We start from the raw sequence: 15,403 nt of genomic DNA on the forward strand, positions 1-15,403 counted from the left end.
TCCGGTATTAGCATTCGTTTCCGAATGTTATCCCAGTCTTACGGGCAGGTTACCTACGTGTTACTCACCCGTCCGCCGCTAAGCATCAGGAGTGCAAGCACTCCATCAACTTCGCTCGACTTGCATGTATTAGGCACGCCGCCAGCGTTCGTCCTGAGCCAGGATCAAACTCTCCATTTAGGTGTTTGACTTGCTCATTACTTAACTAGCTATTTAAAACATTGTTTGGATTTTGACGTGATCCATTTGTTCAGTTTTCAAGGAACTTGTTTGTCACATTTTGTAGTGACAGTTGTATATGTTATCACCATTCTTCGACAGTGTCAACAGCTTATTTTATTATTTATTTCTCAATATTTCTGCTGTGTAACGCGATGTCTCCGAAGCGACAAGAAGTAATATACCATGTCCATTTTCGAAATGCAACTACTTTCGCAAAAAACTTTTGATTTTTTATTAAATCACCTTTGAATCCTTAGCCCTTATAACGAAAAAAGTGCCGCGCACGTCCCAAAACCCAGGCGTGGCGGCACTTTTCGGTCCCTTACGCTTCGTTTCCTTCTAATAAACGCTGCAATTCGGCTTCATCTTCAATAACGGTAACACCAAGCTCCTTCGCTTTCGTGAGCTTGCTGCCTGCATTTTCGCCCGCAATGACATAATCCGTCTTCTTCGACACGCTGCCGGATACTTTCGCTCCGCATGCTTCGAGCTTCTTCGCAGCTTCGTCGCGGCTCATGCCGGATAATGTCCCTGTAATGACCACCGTTTTGCCGCTGAATACACTATCTTCCCGTACAACGGCTTTATGCTCCGCTTCCGCGCTTACACCTGCAGCCCGCATACGGGCGATGCTGTCAGCCATTACCGGATCGGCAAAGAAGCTTACAATACTCTCCGCTACAATACCTCCGATATCAGGCAGCTCCACCAGCTCTTCCGCCGAAGCGGCCATAACAGCATCCAGGCTGCCATAATGATCTGCTAGCGTCCGCGTGGTGGACTTCCCTGTATTCGGAATCCCGAGCGCATATAGAAATGCCGTCAAATCCCTGCTCTTGGACTTCTCGAACGCATCAAGCAGCTTGCGCGCCTTCCGTTCGCCGAACCGTTCAAGCTTAATCAGATCGTCATACTCCAGCGCATACAGATCAGCAGGGTCATGCACCTTGCACTCTGTAAACAGCTGTTCAGCCGTCATAACGCTGAATGTATCAATATCCATCGCATCGCGCGAGGCAAAATGCGTAATACGACCGATCATTTGCGGACCACAGCCTAAGCGGTTGTTGCAAAACAAATGCGCGCCGCGCTGCTCAAGCTCTGTGCCACAAGAAGGACACTGCTCTGGAAAGACGATTTCCTGGCCATCTATTTCATCGGTTTTGCCGAGTATTTCCGGTATGACATCGTTGGAGCGGCGAATGGTTACGAACGTACCAAGCGCAAACTTAAGATTTTTCCGTTCAATATCGCCTATATTGTTGAGTGTGCAGTTTTGCACCGTCACTCCGGCAAGCTCAACGGCTTCGACGCGTGCGACAGGCGTTATTTTGCCAGTACGGCCAACTTCCCAAGAAACGGATTGCAATATAGTTGCCGCTTCTTCCGCTTCGAACTTAAATGCAACCGCCCAGCGCGGAAACTTGTCTGTATAGCCGAGCGCTTCACGAGTGCGGATATCCGTGAGCTTGACCACAGCTCCATCTATTAAATAATCGAGATCGGTACGGCCCTCTGCCAAACGCTCCAGTTCCGCCGCCACCTCTTCAATCGTATCAAAGTAGACTGCATACGGATTTACTTTAAACCGGTTGTCCCGCAAAAACTGCTGCATTTCCTGATGGGTGGTGAATGCCAGCTCTTCCGAATAGCCTATATTGTAGAAAAAAGCGCTCAGCTTCCGCTCAGCCGTCGTCTTAGGATTTAAGTTGCGCAGGGCGCCAGCAGCTGCATTGCGCGCGTTTTTGAGCGGCTCAGCAGCCGTCTGATTGTACTTCTCCAGCACCGACAGCTGCATAATACCCTCGCCTTGCACCTCAATCAAACCCTCCCGATAAGGAATCGTGAGCGGGACAGAACGAATCGTCTTCACCTGTGCCAGAATCCCTTCGCCTATCGCGCCATTGCCCCGCGTAGCCGCCTGAATCAGTTGTCCATCCTCATAGGTCAAGTTCAGCGTCAATCCATCGAACTTCAGCTCAATAACATAGCTTGGGTCTGGGAGCGGATCAACATCTGGATTTTTCGTATTATAATCGTTTACCGCCCGCAGCATCCGCTGGTTCCAGGCATGCAGCCCTTCAATGTTTTGCGCCTTGTCCAAGCTCCACAGCTTGGCCCGGTGACGATGCGGCTCAAAGCCCTTAAGCAGTTCTCCCCCAACACGCTGCGTTGGCGAATCAGGAAGCACGGTTCCCGTCTCCTTCTCCAATGCGACCAGCTCATCATAAAGCTTGTCATAATCAGCATCGTCAATGGACGGCTGATCCAGCGTGTAATACTGGTAGTTATGTGCGTTAATTTCATCGATTAGCGTAATCATTCGTTCGGTTTGGGCAGGCGAAGCTGCAGCTGTTTCCGCTTGGTTCATTTCCACAGCAAATGTCCCCTTTCAATAATGAGCTAAACTTTCGTTATTGGCGCAAAGCCTGCAAGCAGGCGTTTCACCCCTGTCGGAGCGGGAAAAGCGATCTGAAGCTCCATATCATTGCCTGTTCCTTTCACGGAAACGATAACGCCTTCGCCCCATTTGCCGTGGGCTACCCGGTCGCCGGCAGCGAACTGCTTCGCGCCTGCATCACCAGCTGCGCCCGCTGCACCTGCACCGGCTGCTTGCGGCGTGCTTACTCGAACGCCGCTGCTTGTGCTCGTGCCAAGAGATCGGCCGCCAGAGCCAAGCCCGCCATTTGCCGCCGGACGCGAAGGAGCCGTACGTCCGCCTGAGCCGAAGCCAGTCGAGCTTCCAGCGCCGTACCTGCTGCCTCCTCCACTGCGGCCAAAACCGCCCGAAGCGGAAGCATCCTTTTTGAGCTCGCTCGGCACTTCATCCAGAAAGCGTGAAGGCATATTCGATGCGGTCCGTCCGAATAAGGTGCGCATCCGGGCCGAAGTCATAAACAGCTGCTTCTCTGCCCGGGTTATGCCTACATAGGCAAGTCGGCGCTCCTCCTCCAGCTCATCATTGTCGCTTAAGGCGCGGCTGTGCGGGAAGATGCTCTCCTCCATGCCAATAATAAAGACAACTGGGAACTCCAAGCCTTTGGCGCTATGCATCGTCATCAGTACAACAGCGTCACTTGGGGCAGCATTGCCCTGCTCATCCTGTTTATCCATGGAATCAATATCCGCAATGAGAGCGAGATCGGTCAGGAAGGATACGAGCGTCTTGTCTTCGTTGCGATTCTCAAAGTCCATCGTAACGGACAGGAACTCGTCAATATTTTCGACCCGTGCCGTCGATTCCAATGTTTTCTCGCGCTGAAGCTCCAGCTTGTACTGGGTCATCTCCAGCACCTTCTCCGTCAGCTCCGTCACCGACAAATATTCAACCATGCCGGCAAGGTTGCTGATCATTATATAGAACTCTCCAAGCAGCGCTTGCGTACGGGCATTGATATCCAGCCCCTGTAAATTGCCCAAAACGTTGAAAATCGAAGTGCCGCTCCGCGCTGCCTCCTCGGCCAGCTTGCCTACCGTCGTATCGCCAATGCCGCGCTTCGGCACATTAATGACGCGTGCAAGGCTAATATCGTCATCCGGGTTGGAAATCAGCCGCAAATAAGCGAGCAAATCTTTAATCTCTTTGCGATCGTAGAACTTGATGCCGCCAACGATTTGATAAGGAATATCCGACTTGATCAAAATTTCCTCTATGACCCGCGACTGAGCGTTGGTCCGATACAAAATGGCGTGATCTGCAAATTTGCGTCCGCTATTTTTATTTTTGCGAATTTCGCCTGTTACAAAATAACCCTCGTCATGCTCAGAATCCGCCTGATACACCGTAATTTCGTCTCCGGCACCTTGGTCGGTCCAAAGGTTCTTCGGCTTGCGTCCGGTGTTGAGGCTGATGACCGCATTCGCCGCATTCAAAATATTGGCCGTAGAACGATAGTTCTGCTCCAGCATAATCGTCTGCGCTTCGGGATAATCGCCCTCGAAATTCAAAATATTCGTAATGTCCGCTCCGCGCCAACGGTAAATCGACTGGTCGCTATCGCCGACGACGCAAATATTGTGATGCTTGTCTGCGAGCATGCGGCACAGCATATATTGCGCACGGTTCGTATCCTGATACTCATCGACATGGAGGTAACGGAATTTGTTCTGGTAAAAATCCAGCACCTCCGGCACTTCCTGGAACAGTTGAATCGTCTTCATAATCAAATCGTCGAAATCGAGCGAGTTGTTGCTTTTGAGCCGCTTCTGATAGGACTTATACACCTTAATGACGATATCCTGAAAATAGTCCCCCGCCTTCTGCTCATACCGCTCCGGCGTTAGCAGCTCATTCTTCGCGGCGCTAATGGACGCTTGAACAGCCTTCGGCTCGAATTTCTTCGTGTCGATATTCAGATCCTTCATGCAATTGCGAATAACCGACAGCTGATCGCCTGAATCCAAAATCGTAAAATTCGAAGTAAAGCCAATCCGGTCAATGTCCTTGCGCAAAATCCGCACGCACATCGAGTGGAACGTTGATACCCAAATATCGTTGCCCGACGGGCCAATCAGTGCGCTAACTCTGTCACGCATTTCACGCGATGCCTTATTCGTAAAGGTAATCGCCAAAATGCTCCAAGGCGCTACGCGCTTCTTCTCAATTAAATAAGCTATCCGATGGGTTAATACGCGGGTTTTGCCGCTGCCCGCTCCCGCCATAATCAATAGCGGCCCATCGGTTGCTTTTACCGCTTCGCGCTGCGGTGGGTTAAGCTTCTGTACCGCCTCGTCGATGCTTATAAAATTAAACATGGTCGTTCTCCTTTGTTCGCATTTGTTCGCCTATCAACAGTGTAGACAACGGGCCGTGAAGTGTCAATTTACCGATGCAAATAAATCCCTAAATAGACGGTTGTTTTTATAAAAGCTAGGCTTCGTTTCTTGTATGCTTGCGAATCGTGTTGTGAACGGCAGGCACAGTAGCCAGTGCTGCCTCCAAATCTGCATAAATAATATTGCCGACGACGACGGTATCGCAAGCCGATGCCGCCTCGCTCGCCTTCTCTGCGCTGTCGATGCCCCCACCATAAAATAGCTGGGCCTGCGCGATCGTATCATACGCTTTGTGAACGAGTGCCATGTCGCCGTAACGTCCGCTGTATTCGATATAAATGACGGGTAGGCGCATGAGCCGGTCTGCCATTTGCACATGCGCAAGCAGCTGCTCCTCGTCCAAGTCGGCATTCGCGCCTGTCAGCTTGGCCGCGGTCGCTTCTTCATTCAATATAATATAACCTTGCGCCGCCGTTTCCTCCCAAGGAATGAAAGAGCCGAATGCTTGCAGCCCTTCTGTCTGGCGGCCATTAATCCACTCTGCCTGGCTCGTGTTCAATACGAGCGGCACGAAATAGCCATCAAAGCCGGGAACCGCCGCATCCATCGTCGATACCTCCAGCGCGCAATCTACCGCATAACGGCGAATGCGCGCCATTAAATCTACTGTATTTTCAAATGTTACGCCACTAGAGCCTCCTACTAATACAGCGTCTGTACCCGACATGCAAATTGCATCCAGCTCCTCATCCGAGATGCTGCGCTCCGGGTCCAGCTTAAATACATGTCTCCAACCTGCATACCATTGTACGTCCATCCTCAACATTACCCCGCTTATCCCTATCCGTTATGCGACTCACTTAGGAGCTACGAGGAAATTAGTACCGCTTTTGTTGACAAAATCTCCACGGTTTTGGGAGTTTTGCCAACAAATTAGCGGTACTTTCTTTCGTCGCAGTCTCTTGTCGTTATGAGCGCTTCAGTTATTTCAGTAAATACGGCTCTAAATTGCAGCCTGCTTCTTCCTATGCTAAGCGAGCCGCATGGCGGTGTCAAACAACTTCGATAAGCTCAAAATTCGCCCTTGAGAGTGATCTGGTCATCTCCTTCAAAAAAGAGCCGGCACTGCGTTTCCCGCAATGCCGGCTCCCCCCTCTTGCTGCTTTCTTACTTCACCAATTGTCCGCGCGTTACGCCGATTTGGTTCGTTGCTTTCAGCGTACGCCATACTTTAGTGCCCGTAATACGGCCATCGAGCGCATCGCGGTAAAGGGACAATACTTCCGTCACCCGCTCCGGCGTTTCTTCCAAAAACTCGACGCGGAACGATGGAATGCCCAGCTCCAAAAATTGCTTAATATATTCAGCGCCTGATTGCTCAATCGCATTGTACACCGTATTGCGGCAGCCTTCGTCTACGCGAACCGGATGGGACATGCCAATACGATCCTGCAAGGAAGCGCGCGAATCTTCACATGGGCGTCCACAGTTCGTGAAGTTGGTGCCTTCACTCATGAAGGTGCAATAGACGCAGTGCTCCGTATGGAACATTGGCAAATGCTGCTGGATTACGACTTCCAGCTTCGCTGTATTAGCCTTGTTCAGCATGTCCATCATTTGCTGAATGTTCAGGTCGTAAGACGGCGTAATCATATCGAGGCCAACTTCTTCAAAAAGCTTCACTGTCTTGTGATTAGCCACATTAAGCGAGAAGTCGCCAATCAGCTTAGGGAATGGCTGATCTGGGTTTTCGGCCTTAGCGCGCAAATAATAATAAAGCGCACCCGTATTACGGACAAGCACAGCATCTGGCTTAAGCTTCAAAATGTTAGCATGGTAGCCGTTTTCACCCGGCATATGAATGCGCGGGGTTGCCAGGGCGATCGGCTTGCCAGCCGCACGCGCCAGCTCTACAGCTGCCGGAAACTGCTTAATAAATTCAAAATCAGCATAAATCATATCGACATCGGCGGCGATTGCCGCTTCGACTTGCGGCAAGCCGCGGCATAGAGCCGTCAGGCGCGGCGCAAGATCGCCTTCGTGCGAATAGCCGGAGACAGCTGCTGGAACAGCTTCTTGATCCGCGGTATAGGCCAGCGGGTCGATGTTATTTTTCACATAGACGGGCGGCTTCGGACGTTCTCCAGCCAAATGCTCCACCGCTTCGCGGCGCATCCGGTTAAGCTCGCGCACGGGCACAATAAGTTCGCCCTCAAGCAGAACTTCCAAATGATCGAGCTGATAAACCGTTCCGCCTAGACGGCCCAGTTGATCATTAAGCAGCTCGGCATCCATCGGACGCTTTTGCGCCTGCTCCAGCATCAGTTCGGATACTACTTCTACCGTCGTTCCTTTTTGCATATCTGTCCATATCGTCCGCAGCGGCTCGCCAAGCTTGCCTGTTACCGAAACATGAAGCGGGAAAACGCGGTAGGGCTTTTCCGTCTCATAGGTCGCACGCAGACGCTTATCCAGCGCCGGGTCATTCGTCTTCCAGACGCGGTCGCCCACATGCACCTTGCGCAAATCAACATCGCTGCGCCCTGGAACGAGCTCCAGCAGCGTGCCTTCCTGCGCTTCGCCTTCAATCTTCACGCCTTGGCGGCGAATGTCGTAGACGCGGCCGCCCTCTTCCTTCTTCGTCGGATCGCCAGCGTCGAAGACGATGCCATCGCCACGCTTAAGCGGAGCTTCCAGACGCACCGTTACCGCATCGCGGAGAATCCGCTCGACACGGCCAATGAAGACACCCCGGCTTTTTGGGAACGTGCCTTCGACGAGCATTTTATTGTTCGTGCCCGACAGGAAGCCATGTGTGAAGCCGCGCGAGAAGCTTTGCTGCAATTCGCGAACTTCCTCTACCGATGGCTTGGACAGGTCGCCGTCAAAATATTTATCAATCGCCTTGCGGTATTTGCTGACCACATTGGCTACGTATTCCGGGCTTTTGAGACGTCCCTCGATTTTGAAGGAAACGACGCCTGCTTCAATCAGCTCAGGCACGAGATCGATCGCCGCCAAATCCTTCGGTGACAGCAAATACGAAATATCGCCCATCGGCTGATGCTTGCCATCGACCATCAGATCATAAGGCAGACGGCACGCCTGCGCGCATTCGCCGCGGTTCGCCGAGCGTCCGCCCCACATTTCCGACGTTAGACACTGACCGGAATACGATACGCATAATGCGCCATGCACGAATACTTCCATCGGAAGCTTCGCTTGTTCGCCGATCGTTTTGATTTGCTTTAAGTTATTTTCGCGGCCGAGAACGACGCGCTCCATATTAAACGGCTTCGTAAATTCCACCGCTTCCGGAGAAGTAATCGTCATCTGCGTCGAGCCATGAATCGGAAAATCCGGGGAAAGCTCGCGAATGAGCTTCACTAGTCCCAAATCCTGCACGATAACCGCATCCACACCTGCATCTATACACATTTCAATGAGCGTCTGAGCATCGCGAAGCTCGTCCTCAAACACTAGAATATTAAAAGTCAAAAAGCCCTGCACGCCATAGCTGTGCAAAAAGGCCATAATCTCAGGCAGCTCCTCGCTGCGGAAATTATTCGCTCTCGCACGCGCATTGAATTTTTCCACACCAAAAAAGACAGCATCCGCACCGTTCGCAACCGCCGCCCGCATACATTCCCAGTCGCCTGCCGGAGCAAGCAACTCTACATCTTGACGCGTTATATTTGCTTTCATAGTACCGCACATTCTCCTCAATAGTTAGCAATCTGTTGCTACTAGTGTAACAAACCGCCGCCAGCTATTCCACCATACATTGTTGACAAAATAATAGAATCATAAGCAAAATGCTGCAAAAGCGCTATTTTATGATTTTTTTAAGAAACGATGCTTTTTAGAATACTTCCTTATCGAATGGTTGATAGTGAACGGTTTTGGCTTCATATTGATTCTCTTTATACGGTATGACAATCGTAGCACTATCTTCAATAAACTGAGCCGGTATATGCATATCAATTTTTCCCCAACCCACATCTACAGGAATTTTCGCGAGAAGCTTTTTCAAGTCAGTAGTATATACTTCAATCATTATTATTTGATCCTTATAATGAAAATTGTAGCCCTCAATGTTTAATCGTTTATTATGCTCTAACGTTACTTTAGCTCTATAACGACTAATTTCCACTTCATCTGATTCTTCAAAGGGAGCTTCAGGATAGTCACGCTTCAGCATACGGACGTTCTCTTCAATAAGATTTACATCTTCACTCATACCATCGCCTTTTTCTATTTCTTTATCTACTAGGGTAACCTCCATATTCATTTTATTTAAAAATTGGGTATAAGAAGGTCCTTTTGTTTCAGTCACCACTAAACCAAGATATTCATTCCATGTCCCTAATGGAAGAAAAATATTATTACCTCTTTTAATTACATCACTATCCTTCATTAAGAGTGATGCACGACGTTCATTTCTAGAAAAGGTTATATTTTCTTTGCCCACAGAATAATCAATATGGAAGGCTTCGGAAAACTCTTTCAAGGGGACATAATACTTCTCATTCAAATAAAAAGCATTTTGGTCTTTCGACTCAAGCACAGTACTACCTGCTTTAATTACTACAGGAACAGCGACTATGAAAAAATCGTCATAACTAAAAGTTGTCCAGCCCGAATACATAAATTCATCTAAATAAGGATCATATTTAGCTTTTATACTCGAAAGACTTGAAAAACTGGTGAAGTACATTGGATAATCAGAAATTATACCTAGACTGTATTCACTAACATATAGATTGTCGGAAACCCAAGTTACCCCCGTCATTTCTTTGTTATAAGGCGATTTATATTTTTTAACCAATTGGAATTTATCCAGGCTAATCATATAAACAACTGAGGACTCCACCTTTTTTCCTTTGTTGGTTTCCACCGTTAAAAGCAGATTTTTTTCATGAGGCGAAGCGAATGCCTTAATATCGGATGCGTAACCTTCAAAGAAAACGTTAGTTTGACCGTTTTTAACGGCTGTTACTTTCCATTTAGGGGGGCTGAACTTTCGATTTTCTTCCAGCGTTACTTTTGCATCTCCTGCTGTAAATGTACGAGAACGTATTTTTTCAGTAGCATGATACTTGGCCTTATTTGCTATAACTTTTATTTTCTTGCCCTTTTCCCCACCAAATAGTATTTGATGACAATCATTAAGCTTCGAATCCGAACAATAAACCATATAATCTCTGCCTTCAGGAAGAGGATTCACGCTATAGTCGGTATTCCCAACCTGATAGCCTCCTATCATGACTCCTCCCGTAAAAACAGGTTGATTATCGGCTAATGAGTAATATTTCGAATTCGAACCTTTTGACTTAATGGAGTATAAACCAATACCTGAATTCAAATAAGCTTCTTGATCTTGTTTCAATGAAAACTCGTTGATCTTCCTTAAAGTAAGCATTGCATAATCAAACTCATAAATGATTACTACCCTTTGCTTTGATTTATTTATCAAATCAACCAAACCATAACCTTTAAGACCTGAAGGAGTATTCTCTACAACACTGGCTATTCCGTTGTGTAAATACCCATCACCTACTTGCGGAAGTAAAGATTCATCAGTAAACCTATAATCCGCACGTTTAACCAAGCCTGTATCGTAGCTTATTTTATAAGTTGTTAAATTAACCGAGTCACCAAAAACCCAATAATCAAAATCAATCATATGCCTTAATCTTTGTTTCTCCGTTGCCGGAGCTTCCGCCATGCCTAGTGCCGGCACCGAGGAAAATATCATAATCAAACTTAATAGTATTTTGATTGACATATTTATACGCATTTTGTATCCCCCTGAACAATATGCTTTTATAGCAAAACATCCCGCATTATGAGGAGCAAGACTCCAAATACGGGATGAATAACTATTTTAAATTACGGCTTATTAAAATATTTACTTGCTCTCTGACTGCTTCGCAGCCTCTTCGTTCTCAATCTTCTGCCCATCGCTCAGCGTATGCTGGCCGGAGACGACAACGGTCTCGCCTGCTTTCAATCCTTCCAATACTTCCTGATAGACGCCATTGACGCGGCCCAGTTTAACTGCGCGCTTCTCGGCTGTACCCGCATTGGACAGCATGACGAAAGTTTCGCTGCCTTCACGCACAATGCTCAGCGAAGGAACGGCAATAACCTCTTCCTCTGCAACCGTCGTCAGCTCCACCTGAACGCGTCCGCCTGGTTTTAGCGAGCCATCCGTATTTTCCGTTGTAAGCTCAAGCGCGTACATTCTCGTTTTGGCATTAGGTACCGAAGCGAGGTAGACCACTTTCGCCTTTTTCTTCACCGAAGGGTTATCGGCATTGTAGTAAACGAGCTCTTTCTTGCCTCGTGCAAGCTCGGCCGCTGGTTCGCTCAGCTCGGTTTTAATTGAGATTTGCTTCACATTTTGCACCACAGCTACTACCGTACCTGCATTAATCGTCATGCCCTCGCTCACGGAAAAATCAGTAATCGTACCGTCCGCTGGAGCGGTAATTTGATAGCTGTCCAGCTGAATATCCGCCTGCTCGACGGCTAATCTCGCCGCATCGATTTGGGACTGCAAGCCGGAAAGCGAGCTGCCATTATCCAGATCGGAAAGCTGCTGCTTGGCCGACTCCAGATTGCGGCGTGCGGCATCAATCAAATTTTGATCGTCACCGGCACTAGCTTGAATGTACTGCGTCTCCAGGCTAGCAATATTATTCAGCAAAGTGGAACGGCTTGAAGCTATATCCTGCTTAGCCTTTACCAATGATTGCTCTGCTGCCGTCAAGCTGGTTTCCGCGCGCTTGCGGTCCAGCTCTGCGAGATTCGACTCCAATCGAATGATGGCTTCTCCTTTTTTAACCGTGTCGCCATTGTTCTTCAGCACGCGGGCGATTTTGCCAGAAGCCATTGTCGGGATATCCAGACGTACCGAGGCGCTTACCTCAGCGACCTGCTCGCGCGGATTTCCCATGCTGTGCTTGGCTGCCGCCTCAGTTTTAATGACTGTCACTTGCTGCTCTACTACTGTCTCCTCTGCAGCAGGTGCCGCGCTCGAGCATCCGGCAGCCATTAAAGCCACCGCAAACACGGTTGCGAGTGCGGCTTTGCTTCGCCGCTCCTGCTTGATCAAACGAAAAAACATATGTTCCAGCTCCCCTCTATATTGTTAACCCTCTTAATCATTTATGTGCTAAATGGTTAACCTTCCAAATTAGCAGGCTTATTGAAATCTACTGGTGCAGATTGGCCTTTCCCTTTGCGGAACAGTTTGCCCGTAATCGCTTCAAGCATCTCATATACGACGGGTACAACCACAAGCGTGAGCAGTGTAGAAGTGATCAAGCCGCCGATAACAACGACCGCAAGTCCTTTAGAAATAAGTACGCCTTCACCAGCGCCCATTGCCAGCGGTATCATCGCTACTATCGTTGCGCCTGCCGTCATAATAATCGGACGCAACCGGACTCTGCCCGCTTCAACCAGTGCATGGCGGACGGAGAAGCCTTCATGCCGCAGCTGCTGCGCTCGGTCGAGCAATACGATCGCGTTGGTCACGACGATGCCGATCAGCATCATAAACCCGATGAGCGATGTAATATTAATCGATTCATTCGTAACCAGCAGGCCGAGCAAACCGCCAATAATGGCGAGCGGAAGCGAGAATAGAATTGCAAATGGCGTGCTGGCATTGCCGAAGCACAGAACGAGTATAAAATAAACGATTGCGATAGATACAGCCATAGCCATAAACAGCTGCGTGAAGCTTTCGGCGATGTCTTCCGACACGCCTTGTATCTCGGTAGATACACCCGTTGGAAGCTCAATCGCATCCAGCGCTGCCGCCACTCTTGTGCTGACCTCGGTCTGGTTCGCTGCATCGATGGTAGCCGACATTTTCACGACTTGCGAGCGCGATTCCCGGCTCAAAGCAGCAGGAGCCTGTACTTCCTCTACTTTAGCAACCTCTTGCAAATAAACGATGCCTGCCGTTGGCGATAAAATCGGCATTCTGCCAAGCTTCTCAAGCGAGCCTTTATCTTCATCGCGAAGCTTAACCACCGTGGAATACAAAACATTATCAAAGCGAACATCTCCGAGACGCTGCTCTGCAAGCCACATCCGGACGGAATCTCTGACCCCAGCAGGATTAAGTCCAAGCTCTCTAGCCTTCGTCTGGGAAACGGAAATGCTGATTTCCGTTTTGGCGTCGCTAAGCGTATCGGTGATTTTGGTAAGCTCAGGGAACTCTTTCATTTTATCCTTGATGAGCGCAGCCCCCTGCTCAAGCAGCTGCTGATCGTCACCTTTCAGCACATAAGAGAAGGTTCCGCCGCTAAGGCCTCCACCGCCGCTTGCCATTTGGCCCGTTACTTCTGTGCCTTGGGGCAGCTGGTTTTTAATTATTTCTACATAGTTGTTCAAGACTAGCGTCGCATCCTCTGCTTCGCTGATCTCAGCGGTAAGCGAGGTTGTATAAGGAACGGTATCGTCACTGTCTGCATATCCGACCAAGGACTCCACGAAGGTGAACAGGCTGCCGCCTTGGCTGTCTTTGGCATCCAGCAGCATCTTCTCAATCTCTTGTGACTGCATGTCATTGCTTTCCAGCGACGTTTCATATGGGTATTTCACCTGGAAGAACACAAGCTTCTCCGGACCGCTAGAAGGCAGAAAGTTAACCGCCAAATTCGGTATCGTAATCGCCATTGTCACGATAAGCATAACAAGCGACATCAGCAAGGTTTTGATCCGATTAGACAAACACCATACTAGAATACGCTCATATAGACGCGTTACTTTGCCGTCATGCGCATGCTCATTCTGCTTAATCTGCTTGCGGCTGCGAAGTACGAGCAGCTTTGTCATCATTGGAATGACCGTTAGTGCCACGAGCAGTGAAGCAAGCAGGGCACAAGATACAGTCAGCGCGAACGGCCGGAACATCTGTCCAACGATGCCGCCAACGACAGCGAGCGGCAGGAACACGCCTGCCGTAACGAGCGTCGAGGACGTAATCGCCATGGAAACTTGGCGGGTCGCCATAATGATGACGGATTCGCCGCGCTCCTGCGCTTTTTCCAGATTGCTGTATATGTTCTCAATGACGACGATACTATCGTCCACAATTCGCCCAATGGCGATGAACATGCCGCCAAGCGTCATTATGTTCAGCGTAATATTCATGCTCGACATCATAATCAAGGTGATTAAAATCGAGAGCGGAATCGAGACGAGAACGATCATCGTCATCCGAATATTGCGAAGGAACAGCAGAATCATAAGCGAGGCAAGCGCAACCCCGATTAAGCCTTCCTTCAAAATGCCGCTGATCGATTTTCTAACCTCATCGGCGCCATCGTAGATTTTTTGGAATGTAATCGCTGGCTGCTTGGTCTCCCAATCGGTAAGCACCGCGTTGACTTCATTGGAGAAATCAACCGCATTGGCTTCGCTCATCTTATAGAGACGAATGCCCAGCGCAGGCTGATCGTTGAAGCGGGCAATAAACTTTGATTCGTTTACAGCCTGGACATCTCCCAAATCCTGAAGCAGCACCGTTTGGCCTGTACTCGTCGCAAACTCCAAATTGCGGAGGCCGTAAATGCTGTTCAAATCGCCAGTCACCCGCGCCATCTGCGATTTGCCGTCCAGCTCTACAGAACCGACTGCACCATCCGTCAGAGCAGATTGAATGGCATTCGTTACCTCTATCGCAGACAAGTTGAAGACGGATAAAGCATCTGCATCCAGTAAAATATCAAGCGAGGTTGAACTGACCCCGATCGAATTGACATGGTCAATGCCATTAACGCCTTCCAGCGATGGCTCGATGCTATCCTCATAAAGCTTGTTAAGCTCGGTTTGCGACATGCCCTCCCCGGCATAAAGCGTTAAGTAATAAGCAGGCTGGGAGGAAAAGCCGAAGGTCAGAACTTTTGGCGTACTCGCGCCACCCGGAAGCACTACTTCCTGCAGCATGCTTTCCAGCTCCGTCTTTTTCTCCTTTACATCGTAGCCTTGCTTGAACTGGACAACGATGCTGGAAACATTATCGCTAGACGTTGAGCTGAGTGTATCCAGCCCTTGTATGTTCGCGATTTTATCCTCAATCGGCTTCGTCACCTCATCCATCACATCCATTGGCGGTGCCGGATATGTCGTTTGAATCATGACAACTGGAAAAGAGATATCGGGGATCGTCTCCATTTTCAGAGTCGCCGTTGCGTATAGCCCCCCTCCTACAAGCAGGGCAATCAATATAACCATTGCAGCCACTTTATTCATCGAAAAGCGGATTAAACCATTCAACCAGAACCCCTCCTACTCGCGTGTATACCTCAACGTTAAACTTTCTGTATGAACATAACGTGAACCATGCAAAAAAAATGATGCAAGCGACCATTTTTTTTGCAGC

The 15,403-nt window shown here is 49.0% G+C and carries 7 protein-coding genes and 1 rRNA gene; all 8 read right to left on the reverse strand.

Features of this window, described 5'->3' with window-relative positions:
• Positions 1-180: ribosomal RNA gene (locus AC50X8_RS25325) — 16S ribosomal RNA — on the reverse strand; the annotation flags it as partial.
• Between the two features lie 364 nt (positions 181-544).
• A complete protein-coding gene (gene ligA / locus AC50X8_RS25330) occupies positions 545-2,593 on the reverse strand; it encodes an NAD-dependent DNA ligase LigA (RefSeq protein ID WP_494882407.1) in 2,049 nt (682 codons plus the stop codon).
• Positions 2,594-2,625: 32 nt separating this feature from the next.
• The gene (gene pcrA / locus AC50X8_RS25335; protein ID WP_494882239.1) at positions 2,626-4,977 is read right to left on the reverse strand and encodes a DNA helicase PcrA; all 2,352 of its coding nucleotides are present in this window, start codon (positions 4,975-4,977) and stop codon (positions 2,626-2,628) included.
• Positions 4,978-5,092: 115 nt separating this feature from the next.
• Complete coding sequence (gene pcrB, locus AC50X8_RS25340; RefSeq protein WP_099518277.1) at positions 5,093-5,815, reverse strand: heptaprenylglyceryl phosphate synthase; 723 nt, start codon at positions 5,813-5,815, stop codon at positions 5,093-5,095.
• Positions 5,816-6,165: 350 nt separating this feature from the next.
• Complete coding sequence (locus tag AC50X8_RS25345) at positions 6,166-8,703, reverse strand: U32 family peptidase (RefSeq protein WP_494882241.1); 2,538 nt, start codon at positions 8,701-8,703, stop codon at positions 6,166-6,168.
• A gap of 157 nt (positions 8,704-8,860) precedes the next feature.
• Entirely contained in the window at positions 8,861-10,798 is a 1,938-nt protein-coding gene (locus AC50X8_RS25350; protein WP_494882243.1) for a hypothetical protein, read from the reverse strand.
• A 111-nt stretch (positions 10,799-10,909) separates the two neighbouring features.
• Positions 10,910-12,130: an efflux RND transporter periplasmic adaptor subunit gene (locus tag AC50X8_RS25355; protein ID WP_494882245.1), complete on the reverse strand. Its 1,221-nt coding sequence runs from the start codon at positions 12,128-12,130 to the stop codon at positions 10,910-10,912.
• Between the two features lie 56 nt (positions 12,131-12,186).
• Positions 12,187-15,297: an efflux RND transporter permease subunit gene (locus tag AC50X8_RS25360; protein WP_494882247.1), complete on the reverse strand. Its 3,111-nt coding sequence runs from the start codon at positions 15,295-15,297 to the stop codon at positions 12,187-12,189.
• Between the last annotated feature and the right edge of the window lie 106 nt (positions 15,298-15,403).

The sequence above is a fragment of the Paenibacillus sp. JT22N15 genome, assembly GCF_059383755.1.